Origin of the sequence: Xanthomonas protegens, assembly GCF_038442435.1 — a bacterium.
Lineage (GTDB): Bacteria > Pseudomonadota > Gammaproteobacteria > Xanthomonadales > Xanthomonadaceae > Xanthomonas_A > Xanthomonas_A sontii.
In genome coordinates, this window is record NZ_JAQJCQ010000002.1 from 41,447 (window position 1) to 64,869 (window position 23,423).

Here is a 23,423-nt window from a genome sequence, read left to right on the forward strand (position 1 = left end):
CACGCTGACGCTCCATCACGACGGCGGCCTTGGGCCGCCGTCGTGCGTTGTGCCTCAGGGCAGTGCCTGTCGTCTATTGGTCGGCGACCCGCTGCTATGCTTGGCGGATGATGCCGACACCTATCGCTTTGCGTTCCTCTCCCATCGCCCTGGTCGGTTTCGACGGCGACGACACCCTGTGGAAGAGCGAGGACTATTACCGCGACGCCGAGGCCGCGTTCGAAGCCATCCTCGGCCAGTACCTGGACCTGCAGGACGCCGGCACCCTGCGGCATCTGCTGGCGGTGGAGCGCCGCAATCTCAAGGTGTTCGGCTACGGCGCGAAGGGCATGACCCTGTCGATGATCGAGGCAGCGATCGAGTTGACCGACGCGCGCATTTCCGCGCACGACATCGGGCGCATCGTCGAGATCGGCCGGGCCACCCTGCAGCATCCGGTGGAGGTGATCGCCGGCGTGCGCGAGGCGGTGGCGGCGATCGCCGCCGAGTTCGAGATCGTGCTGATCACCAAGGGCGACCTGTTCCATCAGGAAGCCAAGATCGCGCAATCCGGCCTGGATGAGCTGTTCCCGCGCATTGAAATCGTGTCGGAGAAGGATCCCAAGACCTACGCCAGGGTGCTGTCCGAGTTCGGTATCGGCGCCGAGCGCTTCGTGATGATCGGCAACTCGCTGCGGTCGGACGTGGAGCCGGTGATCGCGCTCGGTGGCTGGGGCATCCACACGCCTTACACCACCACCTGGGCGCACGAGGCCGAGCACGGGCTGTCGGCCGACGAACCGCGCCTGCGCGAAGTGGCCGCGGCCGCGGACTGGCCGCAGGCAGTGGCCGATCTCAACCGGCATGCGGCGAGCCTGCAGCAGGGCTGAGCGATTCCCCTGCCCAGCGGTGTTGGCGTGCCGGCCTGGTAGCGTCTCGTAGGAGCGGCTTCAGCCGCGACCAGGCTTTCCCGGTACGGCCCGGTCGCGGCTGAAGCCGCTCCTACAAGAGCCGGCGATTGCGCCCCGTCGTGTTCTCTTGCTTGATTCAAACGCTTTGTTGATCCCTGCGCTAGCCGGCCTCCGTCAGTAACGCACATGTCCACGCGGTGCTGCCGACAACGGCTGTCGGTGAGCAAGCAGGGGCGCGCCTGCGCCAATGCGCCGCGTACGCGTGGCGGCGGTGGGCACCGCACGGCCGGTCGCCATGCCACCGAGGCCGCAGTGCGCACCTGCCGGTTGGTCTCCTCCGTCACGCGCGCTGACAGCGCCCGCCGCCTCCGGCAGAATCGGCGCATGCGCTTGCCTCCGTCTCCTGCCGGTCTGTTCCTGTGCGTCGCGCTGTGCGTTGCCGGCCGGGCCATGGCGCAGAGCACCGCAGCGCCCGCCGCTGCTGCCGCGGACGCCGCACCGGTGGAGGTGCCCGGCACCGACGATGCCTGGATCGATCGGCAGTTGCTGGACATCGACCGCTACGCCGCGCGCTACCCCGACAGCTTCCTGGACGAGGTGGCGCGCTACGCGCAGATGCCGCGCGGCTATGCCGAGGTGCTGCTGCGCGATCGGCGCTGGCCGCCGCGCGATGTCTATGTCGCCGCGTTCCTCGCCAAGGCGGCGGGACGGCCCTACCGCGAGGTGGTGCGCGCACGCACGGCCGCCGGCGTCGCGGCCGGCTGGGCGACCGTGGCGAGCGACATGGACGCGCCGCCCGGTTCGCTGGCCTACCGCGCGCTGCGCCATGCCATCGTCGCCAGCTACGACCACTGGGACCGGCCGATCGTGCTGGACGCGCTGTTGCGCCGGCAATTGGGCGACCGCGCCGCACGCGACCGCGCCGCGGCACAGCCGCAGGACGGATCTGCGCGCACGCAATAAGCGCGGTGCAGCACGACGACACAGGGCGGCCGCCTGCACGCGCGCCCATGTCGTTGCGCGAACGTCCCGTTGCCCTGCACGGCATGCAGGCAACGTTATGCATCCACTTCAGCGCGCACGAGCCCCTCTCCCCCCGGGAGAGGGGGTGAGGGTCGGGGCGCGCAGCGCCTCAGGCAGTTTGGGTGCACGAGGCTGCGCCCGGACCCTCATTCGCCCCTGCGGGGCACCTTCTCCCGGCGGGAGAAGGAGACAGCGGTGCCGGCCACTCCCGTGCCGCACCGGTACGCGCCGCCCATTCATCCACACTGGCCGCGCCGCCGCCACAGCGCGAGAATAGGCGTTCTGCCGGTCCTGCTGCCGGCGCCACCGCCGCTCCGGACCGCCCGATGACCAACGCCTTCGTTTCGCCCGACGCTATCCGCAGCCTGTTCGCGCAGGCCATGTCCGACATGTACCGCACCGAAGTGCCGCTGTACGGCACGCTGATGGAGCTGGTGGCGCAGGTCAACGCGCAGACCCTGGCCGCGGACCAGGCACTGGAGGCGCAGCTGCAGCGCAACGACGAACGCGCGCGCCTGGACCAGGAACGGCACGGCGCGATCCGCGTCGGCACCGCCGAGGAACTGGCCACGCTGCGCCGCCTGTTCGCGGTGATGGGCATGGCGCCGGTCGGCTATTACGACCTGTCGGTGGCCGGCGTGCCGGTGCACTCCACCGCGTTCCGCCCGCTTGACGCGGCGGCGCTGGCGCGCAATCCGTTCCGCGTGTTCACCTCGCTGCTGCGGCTGGAGCTGATCGAGGACCCGGCGCTGCGCGAACAGGCGGCGCAGATCCTCGCCAAGCGGCGCATCTTCACCGACGGCGCGCTCGCGCTGATCGCGCAGTGCGAACGCGACGGCGGCCTGGCCGACGCCGACGCGCAGCGCTTCGTCGCCGAGGCGCTGGAGACCTTCCGCTGGCACAGCGACGCGACCGTGAGCCTGCCGACCTACCGCGCGCTGAGCGAGGCGCACAAGCTGATCGCCGACGTGGTCAGCTTCCACGGCCCGCACATCAACCACCTGACCCCGCGCACCCTGGACATCGACGCCGCGCAGGCGGAAATGCTGCGCCGGGGCATCGACGCCAAGGCGGTGATCGAAGGCCCGCCGCGTCGCGCCTGCCCGATCCTGCTGCGCCAGACCAGCTTCAAGGCGCTGGAGGAAACCGTGCGCTTCCCGGCGGCCGCGGACGGCGCCGAGGCCGGCACCCACACCGCGCGGTTCGGCGAGATCGAACAGCGCGGCCTGGCCCTGACACCGAAGGGCCGCGCGCTGTACGACGCGTTGCTGGAACGTGCACGCGCCGCCGATGGCAGCGCCGGTGCCGACTACGCCACGCGCCTGCAGGCCGCGTTCGCCGATTTCCCCGACGACTACGCCACCCTGCGCCGCGAGGGCCTGGGTTATTTCCGCTACGCCCTGACCGATGCCGGTCGCGCCGCCGGCGCTGCGGCCCTGGCCGGCAAGCCGGCCGAAGCGCTGATCGCCGATGGCCTGGCTAGCGCCGACCCGATCGTCTACGAGGACTTCCTGCCGGTCAGCGCCGCCGGCATCTTCCAGTCCAACCTCGGCGGCGGCGAACAGCGCGCCTACGCCGCGCACGCCAACCGCGCCGCGTTCGAGCAGGCGCTGGGCGCGACGGTGCACGACGAGTTCGCGATCTACGCCGGTATCGAGCGCGAATCGCTGGAGGCGTTGGCGGGCTGACAGCTGTGTTCCTGTTGTCAACGACGGTAAGACAAGGACGATGTCCGACGTCGTGGGTACCTGTCTCTGGATGTCCGGGGCTTGGTTGCACCACCAATGATGTCGCCTGATTTGAAACGGCCGGCGTCACTGGTAAGTGATTCACTTGACGGTACCGTCGATTGGTATCAGTATTTGAACCGAAAACCGGCCGTTTGCAGGTGACATATAAGCGGGGCTTGCCCCCCACCTGCATCCGGCCATCTTATTGCCTAAGGAGATGGGCATGCATCGGCGCTTTGCCGTCCTGTTGGATGCGGGATTCGTCAAAAGAAAATTGAAGTCGAGCGGTGAAGTTTCCGCCAACCGCATACAGCAACTTGTAGAGGCAATTCGCAAGCACGAATGCCTTCAGGATTGCCTTCTGCATCGCGTCTACTACTACGACGCTGCGCCACTTGGAAGATCGGTTGAGCAGCCTGTCACTGGCGAGGTCATCGAGTACGACAAGACGCCTGTGTTCCAATCCAACGTGGCCTTGGTGAGGGATGTTGCCAAGCTTCCCCATTTTGCGCTTCGTCAGGGTGAATGTAGCCACGATGGTTGGATGGCAAAGTTCAAGTCGCTGAAAAGCGCGGGGAACTACGATGCCGGGTCTGACACGTTGAAGCTGAAAAGCTCGGACCTGAAACCGGTCATCAAGCAAAAAGGCGTGGACATGCGTATCGGCATGGATATCGCTGCCCTGACTCTAAAAAAGCATGTGGAAGTCATCGTGCTTGTCACGGCAGACAGTGATTTCATTCCTGCAATGAAGTTTGCGCGTCGGGAAGGCGCGCAACTCTATTTGTTCAGCCTCGGCCATGGAACAAAAGAGGATGTGGTCGAGAACGCGGATCTTATGATCGTGTCGACAGCTAAATCTCTGATGGACGCACTGGCGGCATGACCGGCTCCGCACCTCGGAATTCGAAACGAATGGCGCGAGGCGCTGTGCTCGACAAGATCCAGGTGCGCGCGCCGCGCTCCCGCCGGATTTACCCCGCGTAACGCGCCTTCAGCATGGCGTACGCCGAGCGCAGCGCCAGTGCTTCGCCACCCGCCGGGCGGCCGGGGCGGTCGCTGTCGTTCCAGGCGTACACGTCCAGGTGCGCCCAGGCCTGCCGTGCCGGCACGAAGCGCTCCAGGTACAGGGCCGCGGTGACTGCGCCGGCCATGCGCGAGCCGGCGTTGGCCAGGTCGGCGACCGAACTGGTGAGGTAGCGCAGGTAGGGGCGCCACAGCGGCATGCGCCAGACCGGGTCGCGGGTGCGCTCGCCGGCGGCGATCCAGGCCTGCGCCAGCGTGTCGTCGTTGCTGAACAGCGCGGGCAGGTCCGGACCCAGGGCGATGCGCGCGGCGCCGGTCAACGTGGCGAAATCCAGGATCGCGTCGGGGCGCTGCTCGCCGGCGTAGGCCAGCGCATCGCACAGCACCAGGCGGCCTTCGGCGTCGGTGTTGTCGATCTCCACGCTGGTGCCCTGGCGGGTGGCGATCACCTCGCCGGGGCGGAACGCGTTCGGGCCGACCGCGTTCTCCACCGCCGGCAGCAGCACGGTCAGCCGCAGCGGCAGGCGCTGCGCCATCACCAGCCCGGCCAGCGCCAGCGCGTGCGCGGCGCCGCCCATGTCCTTCTTCATGTTGCGCATGCCGTCGGCCGGCTTCAGGTCCAGGCCGCCGGTGTCGAAGCACACGCCCTTGCCGACCAGCGCCACGTGCGGGTGCGCCTCCTCGCCCCAGCGCAGCACCAGCAGGCGCGGTGCGCGGTGCGAGGCGCGGCCGACCGCGTGGATGGCCGGGAAGTTCTGCTCCAGCAGCGCGTCGCCGACGATGCTCTCGAACTGCGCGCCGTGGTCCTGCGCGATCGCGCGTGCGGCCTCTTCCAACTGCTCCGGCCCCATGTGCTCGGTGGGCGTGTTGACCCAGTCGCGCACGCGCAGGCTGGCGGCGATCAGGTCGCATACTTCGGCCTGCGGCGTGGCCAGCAACTGCGCCGGCAGCCGCGGCGGTTGCTTGTAGCGGGCGAAGCGATAGCTGCCCAGGCCCCAGCCCAGGTGCAGCGCCGCCAGCGTGTCGGCGTCCAGCGCGCTGTCCACGCGCCAGGTGCTGCCGGCCGGCAGCGCGAACGGCGCATGCGCATAGGCATACGCATCGCCGCGATCGCCGACGCCCAGCACCGCGGCGGCCACGCCGTCGGCGCCCGGCAGCAGCAGCACGCTGCCCGGCGCGGCCATGAATTGCTGGGTGTCCATCCACGCCACCCACGCCGGCGATTGCGCCGCGCGCCATTCGGCCAGGTGCTCGCGGTCGAGCACGTACAGCGGCAGCGCATGGGTGGAGGCGTCGGTGAAGCCGGTCGGCAGGGACATCAGCGGATCCTTGGAAGAGGGAGAAGACCGGTGGGCGAGAGGGCGCGGATCAGGCGCGCGCCGCGTCGGCCGGCTGGGTCGCGTCCAGCCAGTCGGCCAGGCCGGTAAGAGTGTCGAAGTGCAGATCGGGCGGGGTCGGCGGATGCCAGGCCTGCGCCTCGCGGTTGATCCAGCAACCGCGCAGGCCGGCCTGCATCGCACCGACCACGTCGATCTCGATATGGTCGCCCACGTGCAGCACCTGTGCGCAGGGCAGGCCCAGGCGCGCGCAGGCGGCGCGGAAGATGCCCGGGTCCGGCTTGGCCGCGCCGTGTTCGCGGGCACTGAGCTGGAAGGCGAAATGGCGGTCCAGGCCGATCGTGGCCAGGTCGGCGTTGCCGTTGCTCAGCGCCACCACCGGCACGCGCGCGGCGATGCGCTCCAGCGCGGCGATGCTGTCCGGGTAGCACTCCACCTGGTTGCGCGCGGCATGGAACACCGCATACGCAGGTTCCAGCAAGGCCTCATCGGCGCCGCTGTCCTGCAGCGCACGGCGCAGGGTCAGCCGACGCAGTTCGCTGAGGTCGTGGTGCAGGTGCGGATGCGCGGCGAACACTTCTTCGCGCAGTTGCCGCATCGCCGCGACCGGGAAGCGCGCGGCGGTGGCCGGGCTGTGCTGCAGCAGCCAGTCGTGCAGCACCTGCTCGATGCGCGCGCCGATCGGCGCGAACGGCCACAGGGTGTCGTCCAGATCCAGCGTGATCGCGCGGACGGGGAAGGAGGGCATGGAAGTCACCGGCGCATTTTACGCCAAGCGCCGCCGCCGCCGCGGGCCGCGCCCGGTAGACAGCACTCGCGCGCTTCCGCCAATCCCCAATCCCGACTCCCCAATCCCGGCCTCACTCCAGCAACCGCGCCCAACGCTGCATGCCCTCGACCCGCGCCAGCACCATCTTGATGCACACCAGCAGCGGCACCGCCAGCAGCAGGCCGATCATGCCCCACAGCCAGCCGAACAGCATCAGCGCCAGGATCAGCATCAGCGGCGAGATCGCCATGCGCCGGCCGAGCACGATCGGCGTCACCACCTGGCCTTCCAGGGTGTGCAGCGCCAGGTACAGGATCGCCGGCAGCGCCGCGCTCAGCGGTTCGCGGAAGGCGACGAAGCCCATCAGCAGCATCAGCACTGCGCCGATCAGCGGCCCCACGTAGGGCGCGAAATTCAGCAGCGCCACCACCGTGCCCCACAGCAGCGCTTCCTGTGGCGCGATGCCCAGCAGGATCAAGATGCCGGCGAAGATCAGGCCGACCAGCGTATTGATCACGGTGATGGTCAGGACGTAGCGCGAGACCTCGCGTTCGATCGAGCGCAGGATCTCGGTAGTGAATTTCTGTTGCTGCCGACTGGGCAGCAACGCGATCGCATGGCGCTGCAGGTTCTCGCCGAACACCATGAAGAAGAACGTCAGCAACACCACCGCCAGCGCCGAGGCGGCCACCCGCGGGGTCCGCACCAGCGCCTTGTACGGGTCATCCATCTGCGTGCGGATCACCTGCACGCGGCGTCCACTCTCGCCGCCAGCGGCGCGGGCGAAGTTTTCCGCGGCCTGGTTGGCCTGCTGCATCGGCTTGGTCAGGTCGCGCACCTGGGTGGCGAGGTGGCGCAGCTGCGCCGGCGCCTGCTGCGCCCACTCGGCGGCGGGGCCGGCCAGTTGCACGGTCAGCGTCGTCGCCACCGCCATGCCCGACAGCAGCACCAGCAGCGCGGCCAGGAAGCGCGGCAGGTACAGCCGTTGCAGCATGCGCAGGATCGGGTTGCCGACCAGGGCGAAGAAGGCGGCGAGCAGGATCGGCAGGATCACGTCCTGCGCGGCCCACAGGGTGTAGCAGACCGCCAGGGTGGCCAGCACCACCAGCGAGACCGGTCCGCGCGGGCGCGGAGCGGGGGGAGGCGGCAGGGTGCCGTGCGGGGCGTCGTCGGCGACGACCGCGGGATCGGGAACTGTGCTCATCGGACCTGCGATGCAGTGGCCTCGGCGCGCGCCGCAGTGCACGCGCCGAACGGCGTCGAAAAGGAAGCGAAGTGTAGGCCGGATCGTGGCCGGCGCGATATCAAGGCGGCGTGGCCGCCGCGTGCGCGCGGCGTGGCGGCCCAGGCCAGCCACGCGCGGATCCCAGGAACGTCAGTCCTGGCCCTGGCGCTCGGACAGGTCGGTCGCCGCTTCGGCCGCGGCGGGTTGCCCGGGGCGCGAGGCCATCGGCGGCCGCGGCGGCTGCGGGCGGGCAGCGGATGGGGGAACGGGTGCAACGGGAGGCGGGGCCTGGGTGGCGGCATCCACGGCCGCATCCTGTGCGGTGTCCGCCGCCTGCTCGGCATCGTCGGAGGCGCGCTCGGCGTCGTCGGACGCGCTCTTGGCGGTGGTGGCGTTGATCAGGCTCGAGACCGCGCTGAGCATCTGCAGCCAGCGCGCGCCGCCGAGCTTGCCGACCACGGCCGCCGGTTCGGCGCGACCGACCAGGAAGCCGGTGCCGAGGCCGACGATCACGATCCGCCACGGCGTCCAGCCTTCGCGCCAGACCTGCTGCAGGGTCGTCCAGTGCGTGCGCACCTGCTCCTGGCGTCCTTCAAGCACCGATTCGGCGCGGGCGATGCGGTGCTGCAATTGCCGCAGGGTCATGGTGTGGCCTCGCGCTTGGCGATATCCTCGTCGCCGTCCTCGTCGTCGCCGCCGATGCCCAGCTTGGCCAACTGGCGGCGGGTGGCGTCGAGCTTGCTCATGTCGAAGTAGCGCAGCGCCTGCCAGGCGCCGAGCGCTGTGACCACCAGGCTGAAGGCCGCGGTCGCCGAGATCGACGCCAGCCACGACCAGCCCATGCGCTGCAGCAGGGCGATCATCGCGCCCATCAGCAGCATCCACGCCGACGCGCCGAACGCCACCGACACGGTCAGCCACACCAGCGCCCGCGCCAGGGCGGCACGGGCCAGGGCGAAGTCCGCGGCCACCAGCTTGCGCAGCGCGCGGCCGGTGTCCAGGGTGGCATTGAGTCCTTCGCGCCCGGCCGTGCCGAGCGCGCGGAAGGATTCCTCCAGCGACGGTGCGGCCGCGGCGTCTGCCGCGGCGCCGTCGGTGCGGGCCTGCTCCTCGCTCACGCGCGGCTTACTTGTCGCCGCCGCTGCGCGCCAGCTTGGCGATGATCCAGCCGGTGGCGAAGGCCACGCCGAACGAGGCCAGCGGACGCTCGCGGATCAGTTCGGCCGCGCTGTCGATCAGGTCGCGGCCCTTGTCCAGCAGCACGTCCACCTGCTCCTTCGCCGCCGCGCCGCCGAACTCGGCCGCCGCCAGTCCGGACAGCGCGCTGTCGGACAGCTCGGCCTTGACGTTGGCCTTGCCCAGCTTCAGTTCTTCGCCGGCGGCACCGGCAGCGCCCTTGATCGCGTCGCCTGCATAGCTGGCCGCGGACTTCAGGTGCGCGCCGGCTTCGCTCAGGTTGTCCTTGAGGTTCTCGGTATTGGTCGGGCTGGCATTCATGGGCATGTCTCCTCTGGGGTTTGGGGGCCTGCCGTCCGCCAATGCGGACGCTGCGCAGAACGGGGCGACACCAATACCATCGGCGGGGTGTACGGGGTGTTAGCTCGTCGCCGCACGCGGTGCGCCATAGTGTCGGCGCTCGCCGGCGAGCAGCCAAGTCCCGGAGGAACTGTCATGCACGCGTACGGCAATCGGAGCGGCCATGCCGGGGTGGTCGCCTACGACAGCGGCCCGGACTGGATCGTGCTGCGCTTCGCCGACGGCGCCACCTACCGCTACGACCGCCAGCATCCCGGCCTGCTCCATGTCATGGAGATGCAGCGCCTGGCCGCGGCCGGGCGCGGCCTCACCACCTATCTCAATCAGCACGTGCGCGACGACTACGCCGCGCGCCTGGACTGAGCGTGCCGGCTCACTGCATGACCAGGTCGGCCTGCGCACCGCCGCGCACCACGCGCAGCACCAGTTGCGCCGGCTTGCGCGCGAAGTTGGCGCGGTAGCTGGCCAGGTCGGCGAATTCGCCGACCGAGGCGGCCACCACGATGTCGCCGCTGGCCAGGCCGTTGCGCGCCGCACGGCTGCCGCGCGCCACGCTGCCAATCAGCACGCCGGAGATGCCGGACTGGCGCAGCGATTCGGGCAGGTCGGCGAAGGTGGCGCCGCTCAGCCGCGGATCCAGCGACTCGCCGCTGATCGCGCGCGGCTGTTCCTTGAGCGTGGCCTTGAGCTGCAGCGGCTTGCCGTCGCGGCGCACGTCCAGGGTCACCGTGCTGCCCACCGGCTGCAGGCCTTCGTAGTTGTGCAGCGCCTCGGCACTGTCCAGGCGCTCGCCGTTGGCGCCGGTGATCACGTCGCCCGGCTGCAGCCCGGCGGCCGCGGCCGCCGAGCCGGCCAGCACCCGCGTCACCAGCGCCCCGCGCGGCGCCGACAGGCCCAGGCCCTGCGCCATCTGCGTGGTCAGGTTCTGCGTCTCGATGCCGAAGGTGCCGCGGATCATCACCCCGTTGTTCTTGATCAACTGGTCGACCACCGCGCGCGCCAGGTTCGACGGGATCGCCAGGCCCAGACCGATGTTGCCGGCCATGCTGCCCTGCGGGTTGAAGCTGGCGGTGTTGATGCCGACCAGTTCGCCGCGCAGGTCCACCAGCGCGCCGCCGGAGTTGCCCGGGTTGATCGAGGCGTCGGTCTGGATGAAGTTCTGGTAGCCCAGGCCGCGGATGCCGTTGCGGCCCATCGCCGAGACGATGCCGGAGGTGACGGTCTGGGTGAAGCCGAACGGGTTGCCGATGGCCGCGACGAAATCGCCCACGCGCAGCTTGTCGCTGTCGCCCAGGCGGATCTCGGTGAGGTTGTCGGCCTTGATCCGGATCAGCGCGATGTCGGTGTCCGCGTCCGAGCCCATGAACTCGGCCTTGAAGCTGCGCCCGTCGGCCAGGGTCACCTGCACGTCGTCGGCGTTCTCCACCACGTGGTGGTTGGTCAGCACGTAGCCGTTCTTCGCGTCGATGATCACGCCCGAACCCAGCGATTCGTTGATGCGCTCCTGCGGGATGTCCGGGAACAGGCGGCGCAGGATCGGGTCGTTGAAGAACGGATTGCGCACCCGCACCACCTGCTTGGTGTTGATGCTCACCACCGCCGGCATCACCTTCTGCAGCATCGGCGCCAGGGAAGGCAGCGGCTCGCCGGCCACCGCGGAGGGCAGGCGCGCGGCCCCGGACAGCGGCGGCGCCGCGACCGGCGCGGCCTCGGCGCGGTTGTCCAGTTGCGCATTGATCGCGGTGGCGGCGAAACCGCCGAAGGCAGCGGCGGCGGTCAGGGTCAGCAGCGTGGGCAGCGGTCGCATGGGGTCGGTTTCCGGGGAACGCGGGAGACGTGGGGCAGATGGGCGCGCGTGCGCGTAAATCAAGATGAACGCGCGGCGTTTAACCGCCAGTGAAAGCGCTCCGACGCCACCTGCGCAAGGCCGCCAAGGCGCCCCGCGTGCACAGCCGCTCGACAGCATGTGATCGGCGCGCGACGACGTTGACAGTCGGCCTGCCCGGCGTTAGCGTTCACGCTTGCATTAGCCACTACATGTAGCGGTATCGGTTCGGTACGGCACTAGAACTAGGGCTTTCTTCACCAGGACTTCACATCCAGGGGCGTGCTCGGCGGTGCATGACGGGACGGTGACAGGGGACGTCGCGAATTCGGGGAATTTCGGTCGGTCGAGCGCAGGCGCCGCGTGCGCTGCCGCGGCCGTCGCTGCCGTGCAGCGCAAGTGCGATAGAGACAAGACACACGGCGGATGACCACCCATCCGCCCCATCGGGACAGGTTCGAGGAGAACACAGCAGAATGAGTACGGTGCGCCTGGAAGTCGTCCAGACCGGATCCAAGCACGACCCCATCCCGATGCAGCCGGCGTCGCAGGACATCTGGGACAAGAAGTATCGGCTCAAGACCAAGCAGGGCGAGCCGCTGGATGCCGACATCGACGGCACCTACCTGCGCGTGGCCCGTGCGCTGGCCGACGCGGAGACCGGCGAGGAGCAGCGCGCCTACTGGTTCGAGCGCTTCGCCTGGGCGCTGCGCCGCGGCGCGATCCCGGCCGGGCGCATCACCTCCAATGCCGGCGCGCAGGAACACAAGCCGGCCACCAGCACGATCAACTGCACCGTGTCCGGCACCATCACCGACTCGATGGACGGCATCCTGGAGAAGGTCCACGAGGCCGGTCTGACCCTCAAGGCCGGCTGCGGCATCGGCTACGAGTTCAGCACGCTGCGCCCGCGCGGCGCGTTCGTGGCCGGCGCCGGCGCCTACACCTCCGGGCCGATGTCGTTCATGGATATCTTCGACAAGATGTGCTTCACCGTGTCCTCGGCCGGCGGTCGCCGCGGCGCGCAGATGGGCACCTTCGACGTGTCCCACCCGGATGTGAAGGACTTCATCCGCGCCAAGCGCGAGGACGGGCGCCTGCGCCAGTTCAACCTGTCGCTGCTGATCACCGACGGCTTCATGCAGGCGGTGGAGCAGGACGCCGACTGGCCGCTGGTGTTCCCGGTGAACCGCAAGGAAGAGGCCGACGTCGACCTGGCCGACGCCAGTGCCGTGGTGTGGCGCGACTGGCCCACGCACAAGGACTACATCGTGCGCGACGACGGCCTGGTCGCGTGCAAGGTGTACGGGCACATCCGCGCCCGCCACCTGTGGGACATGATCATGGTCTCCACCTACGACTACGCCGAGCCGGGTTTCATCCTGATCGACCGCGTCAACGAAATGAACAACAACTGGTGGTGCGAGAACATCCGCGCGACCAATCCTTGCGGCGAGCAACCATTGCCGCCGTACGGCGCCTGCCTGCTCGGCTCGATCAACCTCACCACCTTCGTGCGCGAGCCGTTCACCGAGCGCGCCCGCTTCGACTGGGAGGAATACAGGGAAGTGGTGCGGGTGTTCACCCGCATGCTCGACAACGTGGTCGAGGTCAACGGCCTGCCGCTGCAGCAGCAGCGCGACGAGATCATGCGCAAGCGCCGCCACGGCATGGGCTTCCTCGGTCTGGGTTCGACCATGACCATGCTGCGGATGAAGTACGGCAGCGCCGAGTCCTGCGAGTTCACCGAGTCCATCGCCCGCGAGATGGCCGTGGCCGGCTGGGAGACCGCACTGTCGCTGGCCAAGGAAAAGGGCCCGGCGCCGATCATGCAGGAAACCTTCGAGGTCACCGCGGCGATGCTGCGGCAGCGCCCGGAGATGGCCCGCGATGGCTGGCGCGTCGGTGAGCGCATCGAGGGCCGGCTGCTGCATGCCAAGTACAGCCGCTACATGCAGCGCATCGCCGAAGTTGCGCCGGCGCTGGTCGAGGAACTGGCCGAGGTGGGCGCGCGCTTCACCCACCACAGTTCCATCGCCCCCACCGGCACCATCTCGCTGAGCCTGGCCAACAACGCCTCCAACGGCATCGAGCCGAGCTTCGCCCACCACTACAGCCGCAACGTGATCCGCGAGGGCAAGAAGAGCAAGGAGAAGGTGGACGTGTTCTCCTTCGAGCTGCTGGCCTACCGCCACCTGGTCAACGCCAAGGCGATGCCGTTCGCCGAGGACGCTGCCGCGCGCCTGCCGGACTACTTCATCGCCGCCGACGACATCCACCCCAAGGAACACGTGGACGTGCAGGCCGCCGCGCAGAAGTGGGTGGACAGCTCCATCTCCAAGACCGCCAACGTCCCCACCGACTATCCCTACGAGCAGTTCAAGGACATCTACCGCTACGCCCACCAGCAGGGCTTGAAGGGCTGCACCACGTTCCGCTTCAACCCGGCCGCCTTCCAGGGCGTGCTGGTCAAGGAGGCGGACCTGGAGAACACCACCTACCGCTTCGAGCTGGAAGACGGCAGCGTGGTCGAGGTCAAGGGCAACGAACAGATCGAGTACGACGGCGAGATGCACACCGCCGCCAACCTGTTCGATGCGCTGAAAGAAGGGTATTACGGCAAGTTCTGACGCCGTCCCGTCTCCCCTTTCGCGCCGGCGGAGGGGAGGGCGGCGGTGGGAGCCCCGGAAGTGCGGCGCGCCGCACTTCCCCAACGCTTCCCCACCGTCCGCCGAATGTCGCCGTTTCCGGCTCCCCGCTTCGCTGCAATCGGTATAGCATCGCCCGCGTTACATAAACACTGACACCCTGAGGAGGGTTTTATGAGCAATGGGAATGGCGTCACGGCGACGCTGACGCAGGTCGCCGAGAACGTGAAAGAAACCGCCACCAACGTGGGCGAGACCATCGCGGCCACCGCCAGCGAGGCCGTCGCCAGCGTCAAGCAGACCGCCGAGAACGTGCAGAAGCGCGTGCAGGACCAGGTCGCCAAGACCCGCAAGGCGGTGAAGAAGGCCGAGAAGGCCGTGGCCAAGCGCGCCGAGAAGGCCGGCAAGGCGGTCAAGAAGACCGTCGCCAGCGCGCGCCAGAAGCTGGAAGCGGCCAAGGCCAGCGCCCAGGCCGAAGCGGCCGCGCTGACCAAGGGCGGCAAGAAGACCGCCAAGAAGGCGGCTGCGAAGAAGGCGCCGGCGAAGAAGGCCGCTGCCAAGAAGGCCGTTGCGAAAAAGGCCGTCGCCAAGAAGGCTCCGGCCAAGAAAGTGACCGCCAAGAAGGCCGCGCCGAAGAAGGCGGTCAAGAAGGTCGCCGCCAAGAAGGCCGTGACCAAGAAGTCGGTGGTCGCCAAGAAGAGCGCGGTGAAGAAGAGCTTGGGCGCCCGCAAGGCCGTCGCCAAGAAAGCGGTGAAGAAGGTCGCCAAGGCGGTCAAGAAGAGCACCGCCAAGGTCGCCAAGAAGAGCGCCGCCGTGAAGAAGACCGCCGTGCGCAAGGCCGCCGGCAAGAAGGCCGCGGCCACCCGCGCCAAGAAGTAAGCCGTCCCGTCGCACCCTCTCTCCCGTGCGCGGGAGAGAGGCCGGGCCCACGCCCGTCCCGCTCCGCCTTCCAGGAACGCACGCCTCATGGCCATCAAGATCGACCAGAAAATCAAGGGCTACGCCGTCGTCACTCCCGAGGACAAGGCGCGCGACGCCGCCGCCGCGGTGCCCGCCTCGTCGATCGACCGTGCCACCGCCGAGGCCGAAGCGCCTGCCGACAACATCATCCACATGCACGAGCGCATCGAGCGCCCGGACGTGCTGATCGGCAGCACCTACAAGATCAAGTCGCCGTTGGTGGAACACGCCATGTACGTGACCCTCAACGACATCGTGCTCAACGCCGGCACCGAGCACGAACTGCGCCGCCCGTTCGAAATCTTCGTCAACTCCAAGTCCATGGAGCATTTCCAGTGGATCGTGGCGCTGACCCGCATCATGTCCGCCGTGTTCCGCAAGGGCGGCGACGTCACCTTCCTGGTCGACGAGATGAAGGCCGTGTTCGACCCCAAGGGCGGCTACTTCAAGGCCGGCGGCGTGTACATGCCGTCGCTGGTCGCCGAACTGGGCAGCATCGTCGAAGAGCACATGAAGTCGATCGGCCTGCTGCACGACCCGGAAATGAGCGACCACCAGCGCGCGCTGATCGCCGAGAAGCGCAAGCAGTACGAAGAGCGCTCAAAAAAAAACAGTGACGTGAGCAAGGCGGTTCCTTCTCCTTCGGGAGAAGGTGCCAGCAGGGCGGATGAGGGGACGGTTTCCGCCGACTCCACCGCCGACCACGAAGAGGACATCGCCGTCACCGGCGACGGCGCGAGTTTCCCGCCGTCGGCAACGATGTGCCATAAGTGCAATACCAAGGCGCTCGTCATCATGGACGGGTGTGCGACTTGTTTGAATTGTGGGTATTCGAAGTGCGGGTGAGTTGAACTATGGGATAGGGGGAGTAATGGATTATAAAGAAGAGATTTTCAAAGCTGTTCTTAGTGGGGCAACTAAGGCTGCGTTAGACCAGATTATTGGTCGTTTGCGTAAAAAGAGTTCTAATCATAATTTTGATGCGGAGCTTATCCGGAGTAGGTTGGAACTCAATGCAGCAGGTCTGTTGAAGGTTAAAACCTTACTTGCCCCAGAAAATCTTACCCCGCTGGGGAAGTTTTATTGTGCGCCTCGAGTGACGGGTGACTTGTCAAGAGGTAGGCCTGAGTCCGTAGATCATTTTAAAGAGGATCACGTACTTATCGAAGGTATTGCTGGGCAGGGTAAATCCATGTTGCTTAGGATGCTTTGCGCCAATGCAATACTTAATGAGGGTAAAATAGGTGTTTTTATTGAGCTAAGGCGAGCGGAAAGGAGTAAGCCGTTAGCCACTATTTTGATGGAAGCTCTGCGAGATTTTGGACTTCCGGGGAACGGGGAAAGTCTAAAGGAACTATCTGTAAAGAAAGATCTGATAGTATTTTTGGATGGATTTGATGAGTTGGATCAAAAAAACTCTGAGAAAGTTGATCGCGACTTGCACTACTTAGTTTCAACATATCCCTTTGTGCGCGTGTTTCTGACGTCGCGTCCTCATACTGGTATGTCTAAAAGCTCTTATCTGCACAATTGCAGAATTGAAAAGCTTGACAGATCTGATGTGCATAGATTAGTCAGAAAGCTTTGCCCGAATGATTCGTCATCTCAAGAGCTCATAAAGGCGCTCGATTTTCATAAGGGGAATGCCCTTAGTTTATTGGAAACCCCGTTACTTGTTACACTTTTGGTCGCTCAGTATGCGCAAACTCAGCGTCTTCCTGAGCAGTTGGCGGAATTTTACGACAATATATTTCCGGTGCTTTTTGAGCGGCATGATAGCTTCAAAACCCCCTTCATTAGACCTCGGCGGCTTGGACTAACTACCCATTTGTATAGAAAAATTTTCCAGCGGTTTTGTTTTGCTTCCTTGCTTTCTGTGAAGCTGGATAGTGAGACATCTTTGCGTATTTCGGAATGGGCAATGAAGCTATGTGATGTTCATGGGGAGGCGGGTTTTTTTCTTGACGACATCGCTACCACTTCGTCTTTAATAAATGAGGAGGCGGGGGAATGGGCATTCATCCATAATAGCATCCAAGAGTTTTATGCGGCATCCTTTCTCCTGTCTTGTGGAGATGAGGAGCTCGCTGATTATGGCGAAAAGGTGAGAAATCTAGAAAGCGGTTCCTCAGTGGATCAAGTGTTCCGCTTTGCTGAGGAAATTAACTCAGTAAGGTTCTTGGAATTTCTGCAGTTGCCCTTTCTTAAGACTCTCGTTGCACCAATTGACAGCAATCAAGTCATTAATGATGACCAGGTGATAAATTGGTTGTCTGCTAGGGATTTAGTTGTAACTTGGGATAAGAATAGAGTCAATGGAGGTGCACACTTTACCATCCATATGGATGCCCGCGACGGAGGTGTAATTCGCCTTTTTGCGCCAAATCAGTCGATTGGTGCGGTACATGCAGCTATTTCTCTTGGTAAGAGAGACTGCGTGGAGCAGCTGATTAAAGTTCCTGGAGTCAGAAGCCGTCTATTGAGTTTGGTTTCTGAGCGAATTGAGGAAAGGCTCGTGAAGCTTAATGAGTGCTCTGAAAAGGTTAAGAGAAATCGAGAGGAGAAAAAGAAGTCTGAGCAGTTCTTGGATTCTCTATTGGCTAATTGATGTTGATTTAAGTGGAATTTTGATTGGGATGTCGAGGTTATAGATCAGAACCTTCTGTGGGCGCGGGGAGCGGGTCAGGTGCACTTTTGGTAGATGGATCTGCACTTCAATACGACCAGGATCGATTTCGATAGAGCAAAGGACCGCAGGGGGCGGAAAGATGATTCAAGACCAGGAGAGATGGATCTCAGCAGCCATCCTTCTATTCGTGTTCGCGGGTTTTGTGCTCACGGTTGTGCTGGTGCGACGGGCCAACAGACGGGAAAGCGCGCTAGAAGCCCTTCCAGCGGTGCCGATGGCGCGCGTGAGCGTAGGCATGCACTGGGATAGCGATACCAGCATGCCCATCCCCAAGTGGGAGGCCATTGCAGAGGCTGAGCCAGCGGAAGCGGGGGCGGACGCGTTGCATGTCTACTGGACCTCTGCCGCGCGACAATGGCTGGAGGTCTTGAACAAGCAGTTGGGCGATCACTATGCGGTGACCGAATCCGCCGACTTCCTGCTGTTGTCGAACCTAGAGGCGCGGCCGGCAACGGTGGTGTTGCAGACCTGCCAGCGCATGCTGGCCAGGATCCGTCGCAATCTGGGCGCGCTGGCGGTCGAGCAGGGCATGGGCAAGCATGTGGTGATCGTGTTCGCCGATGACGACGACTACTACGCCTATGTCTCCAATTACTACCCTGAGGGCGGAGAGTATGCGATGTCCTCGGGGATGTTCATCAGGGCCGGCTATGGGCACTTCGTGGTGCCGCTGGCGATCATGGACGCGATGGAGCCTGTGATCGCACACGAGCTGACGCATTGCTTGCTGCAGCACTTGCCGATCCCGGCGTGGTTGAACGAAGGCCTGGCGGTCAACACCGAGCACACGATGTTCCCGCAGCTGGCCATGCCGAGCGCGCAGAAGTACTTCCAGCACGAGATCCCGGCCCGCCATGCAGCGTACTGGAATGCGGACAGCATCCAGACGTTCTGGTCCGGAAAGTCGTTCCTGGCGACCGACGATGGCAACGCGCTTTCCTACGATCTGGCCAAGAAGATCACGGCGCTCGCCGCCGGGGACGAACCCGCGTTTCGTGCATTCGTCGCTGAAGCAAGCATGGACGACGGTGGCGTGGCCGCTGCGCAGCACCTGGGCTATCCGCTCGAACACCTTGTCCAGGCCGTGCTGGGTGACGGGGATTGGTCGCCGAAGCCCGAGCGCTGGCATCGGGACGTCGAGCGTGGACAGTTCTGATCAGACGTCAGGTGCCGCAAGCGATGCACCGGTTGAAGTGCCGACCGGGAATTGCCGCAGCGCACCCGTGACGCGCTGTACTAGCTTGACTGGATTGGTCTAGGCGCAGCGCCGCGTGCATCACGCCGCGCCGGTTGAACTGCACGCCGCCGCGTGACGCCGCCACCGATGTTCCCGGTCATGCCACCCTGCTACGGTGCGCCCTGGTGGGAAGCGGCGGCGACGCCGTTCCGGCGCGCAGCGAACGACAGGGGAGTGTGGATGCGGGGACGTGGGGAGCCGTCAGGCGGATGGGGCGAGTTGCTGCTGGTGGTGGCGGTGGCGTTCGGGTTGCCGATCTATTGGAGTGCGCTGGCGGTGCTGGCGCCGGTGGTGGAGCCGTCGTTCTCCGACGCGAACCTGTGGGGCATGGTGTTCTACGAGCTGCTGGTGCTGGCGTTGTTGCTGCCGACGCTGTGGTTCCGCGGCTGGACGCCGCAGGCGCTGGGGCTGCAGTGGCAGGCGAGCGACATCGGCGTTGGCCTGGCGCTGTTGGCCGCCTGTCTGGTGGCGACCTATCCGTTGAATCTGTTGAACGACAGCGTGGCGGCCGAGGTGAACCCGTCGATGGACGCGATGGTGGCCGGGCCGCTGTCGGCGGGCGTGGTGGTGCTGGTCTCGCTGCTCAATCCGATCTTCGAGGAGGTGTTCGTCTGCGCCTACGTGATCCGCGCGCTGGAGCGGCGGCACAGTCCGGCGTTCGCGGTGAACGTGAGCGTGGCGATCCGTGCGTCGTACCACCTGTACCAGGGGCCGGTCGGCGCCATCGGCATCGTGGTGGTCGGGCTGATCCTGGGTTGGTGGGTGGCGCGCACCGGGCGGCTGTGGCCGGCGATCGTGGCGCATGCCGCGCTGGATTTGCTGGGATTGATGGTCTACGTCTGATGCGCAGGGCGCGCGCGACGGCAGGCGGGCGTGCACCGGTTGGTCGCAGCGTCGGCATGCGCGAGCCCGGCCGCCCATTCCATCGACGACATGCCGTCGGCCACCATGCCTGACCACTCCGGCACTGGTGTTCGGCCGCCCGTTGGCTGAATTCGCGGCTGCGGCCTCACTGGCGCGGTCGCTGGCGTAGACAGCTACATTCCTGAACAAGTCGGCGCTTTCGCCGCTGTACGCCACGGCTTACAGTCGAACGACAAGGACGTGTCGCCCGCTGGGACAAACGGGGGAAGGTCCGGGGTTCCCCGCTGCTCGATCGCGCCGGTCACGGCGCGCGCCGCGCGGGTCGCAACGCTTTCAGGGGAGAAGCGGGATGGCGTCGACCGAGGATCTGCCAGAACCTCATCCGTTGTTCGAGCTGCTGTCGGGCGAGATCAGCGACCGCGAACTGCGCCGCTGCCTGCGCGTGGTGCGCCTGCACCTGGGCATGGACGTGGCGTTCCTGTCGCGCTTCCGCGAAACCGACCGCGTGCTGGATCACGTGGACGGGCCGCCCGACGGGCCGATCCACGAAGGCCAGATCCTGCCGTTCGCCGATGGCTACTGCATGCGCGTGGTGCAGGGCGAGTTGCCGCAACTCATTCCGGATACCTCCCTGGTGCCGGCGGCGCAGTGCATCCCGGCGACGTGGCAGATTCCGATCGGCTCGCACATGAGCGTGCCGATCCAGGTGAACGGCCGGATCTACGGCACGCTGTGCTGTTTCAGCTTCCTGCCCAGGCACGACCTGGGCGAGCGCGACATCGGCATGCTGCGTGCGTTCGCCGAGATCTTCGCGCTGCGCCTGCACGAGGTGGAGGCGCACAAGCTGGAACGGCAGGCGATGATCGACGAGATCGACGGCGCGCTGGCGGCGGGCGCGCCGCGCATCGTGTTCCAGCCGGTGTTCGCGCTGCAGGGGCTGCGCCTGCATGGGTTCGAGTGCCTGTCGCGTTTCGACGTCGCGCCGCAGCGTGGGCCTGCGCAGTGGTTCCAGCAGGCCGAGCTGGCCGGCGTCGGCATTCGTCTGGAATTGCACGTGCTGGCCAAGGCGCTGGCGTATCTGCGGCGCTTCCCGCCGCAGTACCGGCTGAGCGTGAACATGTCGCCGGAGCTGATGATGTCCGCGTCCCTGGCGGGCCTGCTCGGCGACGACACCGAGGTGACGCGCCTGACCCTGGAGATCACCGAGCACGCCATCGTGCGCAACTACCAGGCGCTGGCGCAGGCGCTGGCGCCGCTGCGCGAGCGCGGCGCGCAGGTGGCGGTGGACGATGCCGGCGCCGGCTACGCCAGCATGCGCCACATCCTGCAATTGCAGCCGGACGTCATCAAGCTCGACATGAGCATCACCCAGTGCATCCATTCCGACCGCAGCCGCCGCGCGCTGGCCAAGGGGCTGACCAACTTCGCCCACGAGATCGGCACGCGGGTGGTGGCCGAAGGTGTGGAGACGGCGCAGGAACTGGATGCGCTGCGCGAGCTGCAGGTCGACCTGGTGCAGGGGTATTTCCTGTCACGGCCGCTGTCGGAGGATGCGGCGCTGGCCCTGGCGCTGTCCGACGCCGGCTGAGCCGCGGCGCGTCCTTGCGGGCGTGGCGCGATCGATGGGCAGCCTGGCCGATGCAGGCCTGCGGCCCATGCACGCGGCGTCCTCTACCACGGCACCACGCGGCCCAGGTAATCCAGGTAGTGCAGGCCGCCGCGGCCATGGGCGGCGTCGATGGTGTCGAGCAGGGGCGGGATGCTGTCGTCGATGGACAGGCGTGCCTGCGGCCCGCCCATGTCGGTGCGCACCCAGCCGGGCGCCATCAGCAGCAAGGTGTGCGCGCTGTCGCGGTGGCGTGCGGCGTAGCTACGCATCAGCATGTTCAGCGCGGCCTTGCTGCTGCGGTAGATCTCGTACTGGCCATTGCTGTTGTTGGCGATACTGCCTTGCCCGGACGACATCACGCCGATGCTGCCGGTGTCGCGCACCAGGTCGCGCAAGGTTTCGATGGCGCGCATCGGGCTCAGCGCGTTGGTGACCATGACCCGGACGAACTCGTCGGTGGCGACATCGGCGACGGTCTCGCGGTCGTCGTTCTTGACGCCGGCGTTGACGAACAGCAGGTCCAGGACCTCGCCCTCCAGGCGCGCACGCAGCGCGGCAAGCTGCGCCGGGACGGTGATGTCGACGCATTCGATGCGCAGCATTTGCGGATGTTCGGCGGCGAGGCGGTGCAGCGCACTGGGCGTGCCGGCGCGCTCGGTGGCGATGACGCGCCAGCCGCGTCTCAGGTAGCCTTCGGCCATCGCCAGGCCCAGGCCGCGCGAGGCGCCGATCAGCAGGACGGTGGTGTGTGCAGGGGTGTGGGTCATGGTGGTCTCCTCGAGGCCGGCGCGGCCTCGGCACGCGAGGCCCACCAGCGGTCTGCGCACTCTAGGCGCGCATGCCGCCCGGCGGAACGCGCGCCGGATGCATTGAGGCCTTGCATGGGACGCCTGTGTCCGTTCGCCACTGTCGGGAAGCGCGTATGCCGGAACCGGATCTGAATCTGTTGATCGCCCTCGACGCCTTGCTGGCGGAAGCCAGCGTCGCCGGCGCCGCGCGGCGGCTGGGGCTGAGCGCGTCGGCAATGAGCCGGACATTGACCCGGCTGCGCGAAGCGACCGGCGATGCGCTGCTGGTGCGGGCGGGCGGCACGATGGTGGCGACACCGCATGCTCTGCAGCTGCGCGAGCGCGCCCGCGACGCGGTGGAGGCCGCCCGTGCCGTGCTGCGCCCGGCACCGGCCGATCTGGATCCGGCGACGTTGCAGCGCACCTTCACCGTGCGCGCCAACGACGCCTTCGTGGAGGCGTTCGCGGCGATGCTGGTCGCCGCGGTGGCGGCGTCGGCGCCGCAGGTCCGCCTGCAGTTCGTCGCCAAGGCGCAGAAGAGCGCAGGGCCGCTGCGCGAGGGCCTGGCCGATCTGGAAATCGGGGTGCTGGGCACGATGGGGCCGGAGGTGCGCGTGCAGGGCCTGTTTCGCGATCGCTTCGTGGGCGCGGTGCGTAGCGGCCATCCGCTGGCGCGCGACAGGGAGGTGAGCGCGCAGCGCTATGTCGCGTTCGGCCACGTCGTGGCCTCGCGGCGCGGACGGGCGCACGGGCCGGTGGACGCGGCGCTGCAGCAGCTGGGCCTGGTGCGTCATGTCGCGACCGTGGTGCCGAGTTTTTCCGCGGCGCTGGCGGTGGCGCGCGGCTCGGACTTGATCGCGTTGGTGCCGGCCTCGTTCATGGCGGCGCAGCCCGACATGCTGCGCGAGCCCGCGCACACATTTGCGCTCCCCGTGGTCACCGAGCCGATCACGGTGTCGATGCTGTGGCATCCGCGCCTGGAGCACGACGCAGCGCATCGCTGGCTCCGTGGGTTGGTGCTGGCCGAGTTCCGCAGCCGGATGCCGCTACGCTGAACTGGATGGGCGGCGGTGGTCGCAACAGGCGCGGGCAAGGACGGGCACCTGCAACGGTCCTTGCAGCGGCATGCACGCGCACGCTGCCGCGATGATCGCGCAGGTCGCCCACTGCCTGCATGCCTCAATCCGCGCCATCGCGTCCTGCGGCGTCACGCATGCCCTGGCGTCGTTGCGCCAGGACGTGCGCATCGGCGTACACCGCCGCGTCG

General features: G+C 66.7%; 21 protein-coding genes. 13 read left to right on the forward strand and 8 right to left on the reverse strand.

What is annotated here, in order from left to right; genetic code table 11:
• Nucleotides 1-110 precede the first annotated feature (110 nt).
• The 4 genes from PIQ37_RS03985 to PIQ37_RS04000 all read left to right on the forward strand — a co-directional run bounded on the left by PIQ37_RS03985 (nt 111) and on the right by PIQ37_RS04000 (nt 4,529).
• A complete protein-coding gene (locus PIQ37_RS03985) occupies nt 111-869 on the forward strand; it encodes an HAD family hydrolase (protein WP_342072452.1) in 759 nt (252 codons plus the stop codon).
• A gap of 405 nt (nt 870-1,274) precedes the next feature.
• Nucleotides 1,275-1,853, forward strand: coding sequence for a hypothetical protein (locus PIQ37_RS03990; protein ID WP_342072453.1), 579 nt, complete (start codon nt 1,275-1,277; stop codon nt 1,851-1,853).
• Nucleotides 1,854-2,239: 386 nt separating this feature from the next.
• The gene (gene hglS / locus PIQ37_RS03995) at nt 2,240-3,601 is read left to right on the forward strand and encodes a 2-oxoadipate dioxygenase/decarboxylase HglS (protein ID WP_342072454.1); all 1,362 of its coding nucleotides are present in this window, start codon (nt 2,240-2,242) and stop codon (nt 3,599-3,601) included.
• 265 nt (nt 3,602-3,866) lie between these two features.
• Nucleotides 3,867-4,529, forward strand: coding sequence for an NYN domain-containing protein (locus tag PIQ37_RS04000; protein ID WP_026144719.1), 663 nt, complete (start codon nt 3,867-3,869; stop codon nt 4,527-4,529).
• An 88-nt stretch (nt 4,530-4,617) separates the two neighbouring features.
• On the opposite strand, the gene PIQ37_RS04005 is transcribed toward PIQ37_RS04000, so the two are convergent.
• The 6 genes from PIQ37_RS04005 to PIQ37_RS04030 form a co-directional block, all read right to left on the reverse strand.
• Entirely contained in the window at nt 4,618-5,988 is a 1,371-nt protein-coding gene (locus PIQ37_RS04005; RefSeq protein ID WP_342072455.1) for a leucyl aminopeptidase family protein, read from the reverse strand.
• A 49-nt stretch (nt 5,989-6,037) separates the two neighbouring features.
• Nucleotides 6,038-6,754 (reverse strand): HAD family hydrolase, encoded by a 717-nt coding sequence (locus tag PIQ37_RS04010; RefSeq protein ID WP_342072456.1) that lies wholly within the window; start codon nt 6,752-6,754, stop codon nt 6,038-6,040.
• Nucleotides 6,755-6,866: 112 nt separating this feature from the next.
• Nucleotides 6,867-7,979 (reverse strand): AI-2E family transporter, encoded by a 1,113-nt coding sequence (locus PIQ37_RS04015; protein ID WP_342072457.1) that lies wholly within the window; start codon nt 7,977-7,979, stop codon nt 6,867-6,869.
• Between the two features lie 171 nt (nt 7,980-8,150).
• Nucleotides 8,151-8,645, reverse strand: coding sequence for a hypothetical protein (locus PIQ37_RS04020; protein ID WP_342072458.1), 495 nt, complete (start codon nt 8,643-8,645; stop codon nt 8,151-8,153).
• On the reverse strand, nt 8,642-9,118 hold the full coding sequence (locus PIQ37_RS04025; RefSeq protein WP_342072459.1) for a phage holin family protein: 477 nt from the start codon (nt 9,116-9,118) through the stop codon (nt 8,642-8,644). Before PIQ37_RS04025 ends, PIQ37_RS04020 begins: the two co-directional genes overlap by 4 nt.
• A gap of 7 nt (nt 9,119-9,125) precedes the next feature.
• The gene (locus PIQ37_RS04030) at nt 9,126-9,497 is read right to left on the reverse strand and encodes a hypothetical protein (RefSeq protein WP_010340149.1); all 372 of its coding nucleotides are present in this window, start codon (nt 9,495-9,497) and stop codon (nt 9,126-9,128) included.
• A 174-nt stretch (nt 9,498-9,671) separates the two neighbouring features.
• On the opposite strand from PIQ37_RS04030, the gene PIQ37_RS04035 reads away from it, so the two are divergent.
• Nucleotides 9,672-9,899 (forward strand): hypothetical protein, encoded by a 228-nt coding sequence (locus PIQ37_RS04035; protein WP_017916407.1) that lies wholly within the window; start codon nt 9,672-9,674, stop codon nt 9,897-9,899.
• A 10-nt stretch (nt 9,900-9,909) separates the two neighbouring features.
• Here PIQ37_RS04035 and PIQ37_RS04040 read toward each other — a convergent pair whose 3' ends face one another.
• Nucleotides 9,910-11,343 (reverse strand): Do family serine endopeptidase, encoded by a 1,434-nt coding sequence (locus PIQ37_RS04040; RefSeq protein ID WP_342072460.1) that lies wholly within the window; start codon nt 11,341-11,343, stop codon nt 9,910-9,912.
• A 494-nt stretch (nt 11,344-11,837) separates the two neighbouring features.
• Here PIQ37_RS04040 and PIQ37_RS04045 point away from each other — a divergent pair, with 494 nt between their 5' ends.
• From PIQ37_RS04045 to PIQ37_RS04075, 7 genes are all read left to right on the forward strand, one after another.
• Nucleotides 11,838-13,991 carry an adenosylcobalamin-dependent ribonucleoside-diphosphate reductase gene (locus tag PIQ37_RS04045; protein WP_342072461.1) on the forward strand — a complete coding sequence of 718 codons (2,154 nt, stop codon included), beginning with the start codon at nt 11,838-11,840 and terminating at the stop codon, nt 13,989-13,991.
• Nucleotides 13,992-14,183: 192 nt separating this feature from the next.
• Nucleotides 14,184-14,888 (forward strand): hypothetical protein, encoded by a 705-nt coding sequence (locus PIQ37_RS04050; RefSeq protein ID WP_342072462.1) that lies wholly within the window; start codon nt 14,184-14,186, stop codon nt 14,886-14,888.
• An 87-nt stretch (nt 14,889-14,975) separates the two neighbouring features.
• Nucleotides 14,976-15,815 (forward strand): TSCPD domain-containing protein, encoded by an 840-nt coding sequence (locus PIQ37_RS04055; RefSeq protein ID WP_342072463.1) that lies wholly within the window; start codon nt 14,976-14,978, stop codon nt 15,813-15,815.
• A gap of 25 nt (nt 15,816-15,840) precedes the next feature.
• Nucleotides 15,841-17,577 carry an NACHT domain-containing protein gene (locus tag PIQ37_RS04060; protein WP_342072464.1) on the forward strand — a complete coding sequence of 579 codons (1,737 nt, stop codon included), beginning with the start codon at nt 15,841-15,843 and terminating at the stop codon, nt 17,575-17,577.
• 160 nt (nt 17,578-17,737) lie between these two features.
• Nucleotides 17,738-18,814 (forward strand): hypothetical protein, encoded by a 1,077-nt coding sequence (locus PIQ37_RS04065; RefSeq protein WP_342072465.1) that lies wholly within the window; start codon nt 17,738-17,740, stop codon nt 18,812-18,814.
• A gap of 261 nt (nt 18,815-19,075) precedes the next feature.
• The gene (locus PIQ37_RS04070; protein ID WP_342072466.1) at nt 19,076-19,738 is read left to right on the forward strand and encodes a CPBP family intramembrane glutamic endopeptidase; all 663 of its coding nucleotides are present in this window, start codon (nt 19,076-19,078) and stop codon (nt 19,736-19,738) included.
• Nucleotides 19,739-20,108: 370 nt separating this feature from the next.
• The gene (locus PIQ37_RS04075; protein ID WP_342072467.1) at nt 20,109-21,347 is read left to right on the forward strand and encodes a sensor domain-containing phosphodiesterase; all 1,239 of its coding nucleotides are present in this window, start codon (nt 20,109-20,111) and stop codon (nt 21,345-21,347) included.
• A gap of 83 nt (nt 21,348-21,430) precedes the next feature.
• Here PIQ37_RS04075 and PIQ37_RS04080 read toward each other — a convergent pair whose 3' ends face one another.
• Nucleotides 21,431-22,135: an SDR family NAD(P)-dependent oxidoreductase gene (locus PIQ37_RS04080; protein WP_342072468.1), complete on the reverse strand. Its 705-nt coding sequence runs from the start codon at nt 22,133-22,135 to the stop codon at nt 21,431-21,433.
• A gap of 155 nt (nt 22,136-22,290) precedes the next feature.
• On the opposite strand from PIQ37_RS04080, the gene PIQ37_RS04085 reads away from it, so the two are divergent.
• Nucleotides 22,291-23,211, forward strand: coding sequence for a LysR family transcriptional regulator (locus PIQ37_RS04085; protein ID WP_342072469.1), 921 nt, complete (start codon nt 22,291-22,293; stop codon nt 23,209-23,211).
• The last annotated feature ends 212 nt before the right edge of the window (nt 23,212-23,423 follow it).

Excerpts from the sequence above, each read along its gene's own strand:
- PIQ37_RS03985 (WP_342072452.1), top strand. The coding sequence starts at position 111 with ATGCCGACACCTATCGCTTTGCGTTCCTCTCCCATCGCCCTGGTCGGT.
- PIQ37_RS03990 (WP_342072453.1), top strand. The coding sequence starts at position 1,275 with ATGCGCTTGCCTCCGTCTCCTGCCGGTCTGTTCCTGTGCGTCGCGCTG.
- hglS (WP_342072454.1), top strand. The coding sequence starts at position 2,240 with ATGACCAACGCCTTCGTTTCGCCCGACGCTATCCGCAGCCTGTTCGCG.
- PIQ37_RS04000 (WP_026144719.1), top strand. The coding sequence starts at position 3,867 with ATGCATCGGCGCTTTGCCGTCCTGTTGGATGCGGGATTCGTCAAAAGA.
- PIQ37_RS04005 (WP_342072455.1), bottom strand. The coding sequence starts at position 5,988 with ATGTCCCTGCCGACCGGCTTCACCGACGCCTCCACCCATGCGCTGCCG.
- PIQ37_RS04010 (WP_342072456.1), bottom strand. The coding sequence starts at position 6,754 with ATGCCCTCCTTCCCCGTCCGCGCGATCACGCTGGATCTGGACGACACC.
- PIQ37_RS04015 (WP_342072457.1), bottom strand. The coding sequence starts at position 7,979 with ATGAGCACAGTTCCCGATCCCGCGGTCGTCGCCGACGACGCCCCGCAC.
- PIQ37_RS04020 (WP_342072458.1), bottom strand. The coding sequence starts at position 8,645 with ATGACCCTGCGGCAATTGCAGCACCGCATCGCCCGCGCCGAATCGGTG.
- PIQ37_RS04030 (WP_010340149.1), bottom strand. The coding sequence starts at position 9,497 with ATGAATGCCAGCCCGACCAATACCGAGAACCTCAAGGACAACCTGAGC.
- PIQ37_RS04035 (WP_017916407.1), top strand. The coding sequence starts at position 9,672 with ATGCACGCGTACGGCAATCGGAGCGGCCATGCCGGGGTGGTCGCCTAC.
- PIQ37_RS04040 (WP_342072460.1), bottom strand. The coding sequence starts at position 11,343 with ATGCGACCGCTGCCCACGCTGCTGACCCTGACCGCCGCCGCTGCCTTC.
- PIQ37_RS04045 (WP_342072461.1), top strand. The coding sequence starts at position 11,838 with ATGAGTACGGTGCGCCTGGAAGTCGTCCAGACCGGATCCAAGCACGAC.
- PIQ37_RS04050 (WP_342072462.1), top strand. The coding sequence starts at position 14,184 with ATGAGCAATGGGAATGGCGTCACGGCGACGCTGACGCAGGTCGCCGAG.
- PIQ37_RS04055 (WP_342072463.1), top strand. The coding sequence starts at position 14,976 with ATGGCCATCAAGATCGACCAGAAAATCAAGGGCTACGCCGTCGTCACT.
- PIQ37_RS04060 (WP_342072464.1), top strand. The coding sequence starts at position 15,841 with ATGGATTATAAAGAAGAGATTTTCAAAGCTGTTCTTAGTGGGGCAACT.
- PIQ37_RS04065 (WP_342072465.1), top strand. The coding sequence starts at position 17,738 with ATGATTCAAGACCAGGAGAGATGGATCTCAGCAGCCATCCTTCTATTC.
- PIQ37_RS04070 (WP_342072466.1), top strand. The coding sequence starts at position 19,076 with ATGCGGGGACGTGGGGAGCCGTCAGGCGGATGGGGCGAGTTGCTGCTG.
- PIQ37_RS04075 (WP_342072467.1), top strand. The coding sequence starts at position 20,109 with ATGGCGTCGACCGAGGATCTGCCAGAACCTCATCCGTTGTTCGAGCTG.
- PIQ37_RS04080 (WP_342072468.1), bottom strand. The coding sequence starts at position 22,135 with ATGACCCACACCCCTGCACACACCACCGTCCTGCTGATCGGCGCCTCG.
- PIQ37_RS04085 (WP_342072469.1), top strand. The coding sequence starts at position 22,291 with ATGCCGGAACCGGATCTGAATCTGTTGATCGCCCTCGACGCCTTGCTG.